This window comes from Aliidiomarina sanyensis (assembly GCF_003987175.1).
Classification (GTDB): domain Bacteria; phylum Pseudomonadota; class Gammaproteobacteria; order Enterobacterales; family Alteromonadaceae; genus Aliidiomarina; species Aliidiomarina sanyensis.
This window is the reverse complement of the sequence record NZ_PIPM01000025.1, coordinates 1-7,730: the sequence shown is the minus strand read 5'-3', so window position 1 is coordinate 7,730 and position 7,730 is coordinate 1. Positions and strand designations below refer to the sequence as shown.

The 7,730-nt window shown below is 44.0% G+C and carries 7 protein-coding genes; 2 read left to right on the top strand and 5 right to left on the bottom strand.

Translation table 11 applies throughout. The annotated features are described in order from the left end of the window. The first annotated feature begins 1,413 nt into the window (after nt 1-1,413). Nucleotides 1,414-2,202 carry a type IV toxin-antitoxin system AbiEi family antitoxin gene (locus CWE11_RS11815; RefSeq protein ID WP_126777832.1) on the top strand — a complete coding sequence of 263 codons (789 nt, stop codon included), beginning with the start codon at nt 1,414-1,416 and terminating at the stop codon, nt 2,200-2,202. A gap of 268 nt (nt 2,203-2,470) precedes the next feature. On the opposite strand, the gene CWE11_RS11810 is transcribed toward CWE11_RS11815, so the two are convergent. From CWE11_RS11810 to CWE11_RS11795, 4 genes are all read right to left on the bottom strand, one after another. Further along, nucleotides 2,471-3,010 carry a GNAT family N-acetyltransferase gene (locus CWE11_RS11810; RefSeq protein ID WP_126777831.1) on the bottom strand — a complete coding sequence of 180 codons (540 nt, stop codon included), beginning with the start codon at nt 3,008-3,010 and terminating at the stop codon, nt 2,471-2,473. Nucleotides 3,011-3,135: 125 nt separating this feature from the next. Beyond that, nucleotides 3,136-4,196 (bottom strand): IS3 family transposase gene (locus CWE11_RS11805; RefSeq protein ID WP_126777830.1). Its coding sequence is split into 2 segments (ribosomal slippage): nt 3,136-3,974 and nt 3,974-4,196, totalling 1,062 coding nucleotides; the frame shifts between segments, so codons are not numbered across the junction. Nucleotides 4,197-4,307: 111 nt separating this feature from the next. Beyond that, on the bottom strand, nt 4,308-5,396 hold the full coding sequence (locus CWE11_RS11800) for a hypothetical protein (RefSeq protein WP_126777829.1): 1,089 nt from the start codon (nt 5,394-5,396) through the stop codon (nt 4,308-4,310). Then, entirely contained in the window at nt 5,389-5,646 is a 258-nt protein-coding gene (locus CWE11_RS11795) for a helix-turn-helix domain-containing protein (RefSeq protein WP_126777828.1), read from the bottom strand. The genes CWE11_RS11800 and CWE11_RS11795 overlap by 8 nt, the downstream gene beginning before the upstream one ends. Nucleotides 5,647-5,724: 78 nt before the next feature. On the opposite strand from CWE11_RS11795, the gene CWE11_RS11790 reads away from it, so the two are divergent. Continuing rightward, nucleotides 5,725-6,819 (top strand): DNA cytosine methyltransferase, encoded by a 1,095-nt coding sequence (locus tag CWE11_RS11790; RefSeq protein ID WP_126777827.1) that lies wholly within the window; start codon nt 5,725-5,727, stop codon nt 6,817-6,819. Nucleotides 6,820-6,898: 79 nt separating this feature from the next. Here CWE11_RS11790 and CWE11_RS11785 read toward each other — a convergent pair whose 3' ends face one another. Continuing rightward, on the bottom strand, nt 6,899-7,486 hold the full coding sequence (locus CWE11_RS11785; protein ID WP_206750190.1) for a transglycosylase domain-containing protein: 588 nt from the start codon (nt 7,484-7,486) through the stop codon (nt 6,899-6,901). Between the last annotated feature and the right edge of the window lie 244 nt (nt 7,487-7,730).

Sequence of the window (7,730 nt, the reverse complement as noted above, 5' to 3'; positions counted from 1 at the left end):
AATCATCAAAAGGCAGTATCCCTGCTAAACAAAAGCGAGCATGGATGAAAGCCGAATATCTGGAGGCTGTATTATCTGCGGGCTTCAGCGAGATGGTGAATTAATGTACACTCATGCGGTTGCCCTGACCGGCCTACTACATGTGGGGCAATTAGCGTTAACGTTTATCTGCCCATTATATGTAACGTTCTCGGGCATATTCATAGTGATTGTAAATTTAGCGCCGCATTCACAAACATAATCTCTCGTGACCTGCACATAGACTTCAGCGGAGAGTTTCCCATCTTTGATAGTTATTTTGGGCATATCTTGTTCCTATGGATGAGCATTGCATAACGCTCGCAATAAGCGGCGCGAGGAACGAGCGTCCGGCGACCGCAGGTAGCGAAATTGATTCACCTTGTTATGGTGCTAGCTTGTATGACATGCATTAGCACAATAGTAACAGCCGTTAATTCTGTTCCCTGGCCAGAGGCGTTTAGCCTCAGCAACCGCCCCATGGCATGACACGTGATAGCCCAAGTCTATTTGGTTCTCAAGATTCGGCATATATGAACAACCCGTGGTCGCATTGTGCACCTCGTGATCACCATTGGACTGCTTATTCTTGTTAATAATGAATTTTTGCATTTTTGTTTCCTCATCTCATCTGCTGACTACCCTAAGCGCCATAACATTTAAATACTATGCACGCCTCATATCCCCAATACACCGGCATGCACTCTTTGTCGCTTTGTCACCTTGCTTGTTATCTACCCTCGATTCACCCTAGAACCCGCACAGATGAAGGAGTAAAAGCCTAAAAACGAGCACAAATAGACCGCGACAACGCAGCGAAACGAGAATTCAAAGAGGCGAAGAAAAACTTATGAGGAAGGCTCTTCCTTGAGGAAACCGCTGAGCTGGCTCAATAATCGCTCGCCATAATTCCGTCGGCGTGCTTTTTTACTATTCTTTGAGATTACTAAAACCACTGCTGCGGAACAAGCTCAAATTGTGGGTAGAGCTGGTCATTCTGAGTAACATGAAGAATATCGACAAGGTAAGGCGTCTTGTAAACCAACGGCAATTAGGATGTTGGCGTAGTTCTTCAACGAAATGGAAGGACTCCCCTTTCTTTAATAAAACTTCGTTGCAAGAAATTGTCGGACGCGTCCGACAATTTAGTCGGACCGCTCCGGAAGTCGCTCGCGTTTTGCAAAAAACCTTATTTAGGTCGGTATTTTCGACATGAAACGATCATGTGTCGATATTTTTGCATTTTTTCGACACGTTCTTGTGGCAGCCTCGTAGGTGGCGAAGAACTTAGTAGTTTACCTATTCTAAAAAGTTAACACCTTGGGTATTAGAATATCGACATTTACAAACTAATTTGTTTACATTTAAGGCATTAGTCATACCCTAGGTATTAGAATGTCATCGAAAATAAACTGGCTGGTAAGGCACACAACTCCAGGATCGCTCGTTCTTCAGCCATGGCTGACTGAGAATGGCGTTAGCTACTCCTTGGCTCAAAAGTATACAAAGAATGGCTGGCTGAAGAAGCTCAGTGCAGGTGTCTACTATCGACCTTGCGCTAACGATGAGGTTCAGCCCAGCTGGGTTGATGCCATACAAGCAATGGAAGTTCAGTTGCATCATCCGGTTCATCTAGCAGGTCTTAGCAGCCTGACTCATCAAGGGTTAAGCCACTATCTGAAACTAGGTGAAGAAAAAATATGGGTTGGTGTGGAAAATAAACCATCGCTGCCAAAATGGTTTCGGGAGTTTCCTGATCAACATTGGTTTTACTCTACTACTAAAGGTCGCAGACTTGATCCCCTTAAAGACCTTAAAGTTATGAAGATCAATGGAAAAGAAGTGAGGGCAAGCATCCCCGAACTCGCTGCCTATGAAGTGGTTAATGCCATCAATAAGCAGATCTCTTTCGAACACGCATCGGAGCTTTTTCAAGGCTTAGTAAACCTGAGCCCAAGAAAGGTGCAATCTATGCTCGAGCGCAGTCATTCCGTCCAAACGAACCGAGTGTTTTTGTTTTTAAGCCGCCACCTTGGGCACGCATGGGCGCAACACCTTGACGAAACGAACATCGAATTAGGGTCTGGTAAGCGCCAAGTCGTGAAAGGTGGCCGTCTTGATGAACGGTACCAAATTACCGTACCTGAATCGCTGAGTGACAAAGGGAGGTTATCAGAGCAATAATCTCGTACTTTTAAGCCCACTCAGAGCCGCTAAGCGATTGTAGAAGGTTTTTTTATAATGGCTGATTGCACTGTAAAATCCTATCCTGATACATAATCCCAAACTGCTCCATTGCCGGATTCCAATTACTTAGTGGCATCGTTCATGACGACCTTGGCCACATGTGAAATCAAGGTAGGTGAGGCCTCAATACTATAGGTCTCTTCAAGGTATGCCAAGGTGGCACGAGTGTCGAGCGGAAGGCTGATTGGCCAAACTCAAAACAGTTTTAGAGTCTTTTTGAAAGATGAATTGTTGTTTTTCCTTGCTTCAAGTCTCTGGTAAAGCCGTCCGCGACCAGCATCTTTAACATTATTGTAGATGACCTATAGAGCCTCGCCTTTATTTTTGAGCCACTTGGAATTCGATCATTTACATGCCTCAAGATTGACTTACCAATGCCCATATTCCTAAAGCTTGGTTCTACTGCGACCTTGTACAACTCGAACAAGTTGGTTTTTTCTTCTGTCAGCCAATAAAAGGCCGTCCTCTCGCCTGCGTCAAACGACACATAGAACCATGACGGGACTTGGCAACCCCTATGCGTTGGGCTGTATCCTGTAGTGATGCTATCGGATATTTGTTTGTGTAAACCAAGTTGTATAATCGGGAACAATAGATCCGAGCTAAAATACCCCTCATGAGCTCCTCTCTGTATCGAGTCAAAAATGAAATCTATGTCCGCGAGCTCTGCTGGGTAGAGACCCGTTTTGGAAACGCCGAATCCACTTCCATCAACTCGCTCTTCGAACTTTTCTTTATTCCCCATGATCAATCCTCGTAAATAGTTCAGAAATGTTTAACGAACTTGCATGCTCGCGCTAACCTCGTGCTCTGAGAAAAATTCGAAGCGTAGCCCAATGTCGACTTCCCCATTAATGACACAACTCTAAACTAGAGTTTTCCAGTTTTTTTCCGGTAAGCCACTGGCGGTAAATTGCCAAGACTTTCATGAGTTCGCTCTTCGTTATAATCCAAACCCCAGAACCAAGCCATTTCGCGAACTTGGCTCAGTGAGTCGAACAAATATGCATTCAGGAACTCACGCCGGAACGAACCGTTAAACCGTTTAACAAAGCCATTTTGTTGCGGCTTTCCGGGTTGGATATAAACCAACTCAATATTGTGGTCATCGCACCAGTCCATTAAACGTGCCGAGATTAGCTCTGGCCCGTTATCGACGCGAAGTTGCATTGGTAGCCCTCGCTCTTCCTTCAGCTGTTCTAGCGTGCGAACCACTCGTTCTGCTGGCAACGATGTATCTACTTCAATGGCAAAGCATTCCCGTGAGCCTTCATCGAGCACGTTCAAAGTCCGATAACGCTTACCGCAATAAAGAGTGTCATGCATAAAATCCAGCGCCCACTGATGATTCGGTTGTTCAATCACTTCCAACGGCTGTGCCTGGCGCTTGGGAAGCACTCGCTTCTTGCGGCGCTTCAGATTTAATCCCATACGGCAATACACGCGATAAATACGCTTGTGATTAAACGGATATCCTTTAAATTTAATGCGTCCAGCACACTTCCAGAAGCCCGCTTGTGGCGATTTTTCTAAAGCTGCATTAATGGCATCAATGACAGCAGCATCTGCTTTACGCCAATCGCGCTCAACCCGATAAAAGCGAGAACGGCTCAAATCCGTTACGATGCATGCTTTTACAATGCTCAGGCCTGCCTCAACCAACGTTTTCGCGCAGTCTTCTTTGTCTGCTGTCACCAACCCTTTTTTAAAAAGAGTTCCTTCATCGCGTGGTTTTCAAGACTGACGTCTGCAAACAGTTTTTGCAGCTTCGCATTTTCTTCCTCAAGCTCTTTAATGTGCTTGATGTCCGACGCTTTCATACCACCGTACTTGGACTTCCAGTTGTAATAGGTGGCGTTGCTGATTCCGTGTTTTCGGCAGATATCTTCAACCTTCATACCGGCATCAGATTCTTTCAAGATCGCGATGATCTGCGTTTCAGTAAATCGTGATTTTTTTCATAGTCGTCTCCTGCTGTTACTATCGCAGAAAACTCTAATTAAATCTGTCTCAGTTTAGGGGAAGTGGACAATTTACTAGTGTTATATTTTGTTCGCAAAGAACTCATTCCAGCCCGCCTTAGTTCTCATAGAAATATTTCTATCCTGTACAAAATCCGCAACATTTTTGATTACTGTTGAGCACTCTTCATCATTTAGAATCGAAAAAACTGTTAAGCAAAAATTCTTGTAGTCGACAAAATCAAAACGCTTTCCTTTATATTGAAAACTACCATCAATAACATTGATATCTCTAACATCCATATCAAATCGGCAAATAAATGTAACAGGGAGATTTAAATGTCCAGTTAATTGCAGAGCATCCAAACTGTCATCAAGGCGCTTTAGCGAAACTGGCTTTACAGTGACTTCATAAAGGTTTGTTGGATTCCCATCAGTTTCCAGCCAAATATCTGCTGGTTTTTTTGATGTTGTATTTGTGCCAAACACACTTTCGTCACCGCCTATCACTTCAGTTTCTGAAGCACGAAACAGACCGGATAGAAGTTGGGCCACTAAGTATTGAGGCAAATTACCAGACTCTGGATATTTCAGAGTGAAACCTACCAATTTATTACCAATTGTCTGATGCGAGGGATCTGATGACTCTATTTCAGCGAGCTTAAAGCCTGTGATAGATTGAGAGTATTTCCATAAACGAAAAAAGAAATAATCAATCAGCCTCGCTCTTTTGTTCTGCTTGGCAGTCATTACCAAACGCAAATATTCAACAACAGCCATAGCTGCTGATTGGGGCCTTCGTCCTTGTGCCCAGTCTTCGTTTAGCTGATTAGCATTTTTTGCTACATTTAACGGATCGGATTTTCCACAGGGAATTCCATTCTCTTGTAAGGCATACCATATGCCAGATTCAAAAATCGATCTCGGGTTACAACCATAAAAATTATTTATCGGGTCATAGTCTTCATTGAGGTGTAAACCAGTCAAAGCAGTTACTACAACACCCCGGAAGCCCTTTGCATTCACCTCAATTAGGTCTGTAAGCAGCTTATAGACGTTAGAGTCTAAATCAAATTCGGGGAAGTCCTCTTCATTTTTTGTCTTTGCAACACCGAGCCGGGTATTGACATAGTACCGACCTAACATATTCCGCTCAGCAACATTAGCCATGAGGAACCCCCGTGAACTCGCTCACGATTGCTTGAAGCCTGGAGTTTTCTGTTATGCGAAGAGCTTTAAGGAGCAGGGCGAACTCTAGCACATCTAAGCGCCTTTCAAATTTTTCGATTTTAGAGATATCAGATTGGTTGAGACCTACCTGAGTCGCCAGCTCACCTTGAGAGATGTTTAGCCTGATTCTCTCATTGGCAAGTTCTTGGACGAGGGCTTGGTATTTGCTGTTATAAATCGTTTTACTCATATAAGTGATCATTCAGAAGCTTGAATTTGACTGATATCATGCTATCATTAGCGAATTATTCGAATATGGAATATTTCAATGAAGGCAATTTCTCTTTTTAGTGGTGCAGGAGGCATGGATGTAGGGTTCAAAAATGCCGGTTTTAATGTAATTGCTGCTAATGAAATGGATAAGCACGCATGCGAAACATATAGAGCCAATCACCCAGAATGCAAATTAATTGAAGGGGATATAGACAGCTGTAGTGAAGAATTTTTCGGCCTCAAAGGAATTGATGTGGTTTTTGGCGGCCCCCCTTGTCAAGGCTTTTCTGTAGCAGGGAAAATGGACCCAGATGATCCGCGAAGCAAACTGATTTTTAGCTTCTGTAATGTTGTTGAAAAAGTTAAGCCGACGGCTTTTGTAATGGAAAATGTGAAAGCTTTGGGTTCACTTTCAAAATTTGAAAATGTAAGAACAGAGCTTCTGTCACGGCTTCAAAAAGCTGGTTATGTGGTAACTGTTCATATTTTAAACTCTAAAGACTTTGGCGTGCCCCAGGCACGCGAAAGGGTTTTCTTTATTGGAGTTAAAAATGGCGTAAAGCCAGTACACAAAGCTAATTTTAGAAAATATCTAAGGTCAGCACCGACCTTACGGGATGTACTCATACCACTCGGAAAGCCGGGTACCGAACGGAACGACCGAATTTGTAACGCTAGAGTAACATTAGCTGCTAAGCCTGTACTCAGAAAGTCACCTTACGCGGGAATGCTATTTAATGGCCAAGGGAGACCCCTAAACCCTGATGGCTGGGCAAGTACGTTACCTGCGAGTATGGGAGGAAATCGTACTCCGATCATTGATGACAAACACCTTTATTACGGTAGCAAATCATGGGTTGAAGAATATCATCGAAATTTAATGGCAGGCGGCAAGCCTCAAGGAATGCACGATGCACCATCATACTTGAGAAGACTGACTATTAATGAGGCTGCATTGCTTCAAACATTCCCTGAGGACTATGTTTGGTGCGGTCCTAATAGCAAAGTTTATTCGCAAATAGGTAACGCTGTTCCCTGCGAACTTGCACAAGTCGTTGCAAGATGCGTAAAAGACTCATTGACTGGCACTATAGCGCCTGCAGAAGAATGTGTTGATAAAGGAGAAAATCTGGAGCTAGCTTTTCTGTGACAGAGAAATATAACACTTGATTTCGGGGGGGGGGGTCAGGCGGCGGCCCGCTTTGCAAAAGCAAAAAATGAGCAACGGATCAAACGTCCCTTGCGTCGGTTTGTTGGGTGGCCGACCACTCATTCTCCAGTTTTGGTAGATATTTGCTCTGATCAATTATTAAACCTTGATCAATCACCCTGCGATAGATAGCAACAGTATTAACTGCATCTTCCGCGGTTAGAACCCCATCGTAAACAGCCCGTCGTAGCGTTTGGGCAACCCTTGGCCCAAGTAGCAGCGACCTGACGTTCGATAACCTCTCTATTAGGAAGAAAGCCTCAGCGCTCCCTATAGTGGACTCTCTTGGTCCCTTCAAAAAACGTGAGCATGCTGCTGCTATCCCCATTACACCGTAATCGAAGCGAACGGACGCAAGGTACATTTCTAACACACGATCCTTTGAAATGACCTTTGAAAGCCAAAGTGCCAGAAGTATTTCAACCAGCTTGCGCCGTACTAGTTTTTTTTGATCAATGATAAAGAGTGTTCGCGCAAACTGCTGTGTGATGGTTGAACCTCCCGATCTTGGCCCAAGCCTCATGACTGAAAGAAGCAGCCTAGCAATACCCTTCAAACTTACACCACGATGTGAGAAAAATTCCTTGTCCTCAATCTGGACAGCCATTTTCTTTAGCGAAGTGAGGTCGATCCCTAGGCGATGAACTTCGTGTGTAGCAAGATTTGCTCGATAAATCAGGTACTCTGCACGATCATCGATCCTGACACTAAGAATATTCGCGATAGTGTTACCAACGGAGTAAAATTGATCCACTGACAACGGTTTAAAAGTGATCCACCTGAGGCATCATAGCCGCACTTTTCAATATGACAAGGCGGCCTAACATGCTAACTCAGGAGCAACTAGTGGA

What these genes read in the sequence shown, in the direction of transcription:
- CWE11_RS11785 (WP_206750190.1), bottom strand. Translation starts at nt 7,486, where the DNA reads ATGGCTGTCCAGATTGAGGACAAGGAATTTTTCTCACATCGTGGTGTA.
- CWE11_RS11795 (WP_126777828.1), bottom strand. Translation starts at nt 5,646, where the DNA reads ATGAGTAAAACGATTTATAACAGCAAATACCAAGCCCTCGTCCAAGAA.
- CWE11_RS11800 (WP_126777829.1), bottom strand. Translation starts at nt 5,396, where the DNA reads ATGGCTAATGTTGCTGAGCGGAATATGTTAGGTCGGTACTATGTCAAT.
- CWE11_RS11810 (WP_126777831.1), bottom strand. Translation starts at nt 3,010, where the DNA reads ATGGGGAATAAAGAAAAGTTCGAAGAGCGAGTTGATGGAAGTGGATTC.
- CWE11_RS11790 (WP_126777827.1), top strand. Translation starts at nt 5,725, where the DNA reads ATGAAGGCAATTTCTCTTTTTAGTGGTGCAGGAGGCATGGATGTAGGG.
- CWE11_RS11815 (WP_126777832.1), top strand. Translation starts at nt 1,414, where the DNA reads ATGTCATCGAAAATAAACTGGCTGGTAAGGCACACAACTCCAGGATCG.